Here is a 1350-nt window from a genome sequence, read left to right as displayed (position 1 = left end):
AAAACCTTACTCATTTTCCACCATCCTATCCTTATATAAATTATACAAAAAAAGTACCTATAGTCCAAACACTTTTTTTCTAAGTGTCCTTCCTATAGGTACCATTATAAAGTGGACACTTTTGTTTATTTGTCTATTGAAAAGGGATTGATAAAAATAATACAATGGATATGGTAAACACTAGATGTTTATACTAAGGGGGGTATAATATGTTTAATTTTAACTATGCTGATGGTGCATCATTATTAAGTGTATGGGGCGTTTGGATAATTATTTTTATAGCACTGTTTGGTTTTAATGAAGTAGCTCGTAGATATAAGTATGTTGGTTTTTTTAGTTTTGTTATTTTACCAATAGTACTTTCAATAGTATGGTTTACAGTACTAAGGGATACAACGTATACAGACTGGTTCCATTTGGCGAAGGTGTATTCTTCTACAGCTGGATGTATAGGTTTTTGGTGTATCAGACATGTTCAATGGAAAAACAAATCTACAGGTAAGGAATGGAGATTATCTGAGAAAAAGTGGGCGTTGTGTTTCCCAGCAATGATTCTTGCAATCAATATTTTGGAAGCGGTTACCCGTGACTTTCAGATTGGAATTCAATATCATGGTGGAGGGGTTTTAGCAGATGAAGCCATGTATGTACTTGGTGGTTCGTGGAACTTTATGAATGGTATAGCAGGTATTCTAAATATCATAACAATAACTGGGTGGCTTGGAATTTGTATAAAAAAACACACAGCTAAAGACGGTAGCAAAGATATGTTGTGGCCTGATATGTTATGGTTTTGGATTATAGCATATGATTTATGGAATTTTGCTTATACGTATAACTGTCTTCCAGGTCATGCTTGGTATTGCGGATTTGCTCTGCTACTAGCGCCAACACTTTGTGCATTTACAGTGGGAAAAGGAGCATGGTTACAACATCGTGCTCAAACACTAGCTATATGGTGTATGTTTGCACAGACATTCCCAGCCTTTATTGATAAAGGTGCCTTTGCTGTTGCATCATCCTATAATGAAGGCGCTCTATTTGGATTTAGTTTATTGTCATTAGCTGCAAATATAGCAGTATTTGGTTACATGATTTATAAAGTAGTTAAGACAAAGAGAAATCCATATCTTGGCGAACTTTATACAGATTTGAAGGTTTTTAAGGAAATCAAAGCACTTGCAGAGTAGATATCAATAATATAAATTTTTAACTAAAAGGCTAGCGCTTAAGCTAGTCTTTTTATTGTGCGCCCAGCATGGGCGCAATCTAAAGGGTGAAAGTCCCTAGCACGGGTTAATAGTGCCAAGTGCATAGCTTAAGACAAGGGTGTCCATGGTGACGTGGAAT

General features: G+C 35.8%; 1 protein-coding gene. It reads left to right on the top strand.

All coding sequences use genetic code 11. The annotated features are described in order from the left end of the window. Positions 1-209: 209 nt before the first annotated feature. Entirely contained in the window at positions 210-1190 is a 981-nt protein-coding gene (locus LGK97_RS19580; RefSeq protein WP_226262001.1) for a DUF5692 family protein, read from the top strand. Positions 1191-1350 lie beyond the last annotated feature (160 nt).

The sequence above is a fragment of the Clostridium sp. CS001 genome (assembly GCF_020443565.1).
GTDB lineage: Bacteria > Bacillota > Clostridia > Clostridiales > Clostridiaceae > Clostridium_AD.
This window is presented reverse-complemented; position numbering and strand designations above follow the sequence as displayed.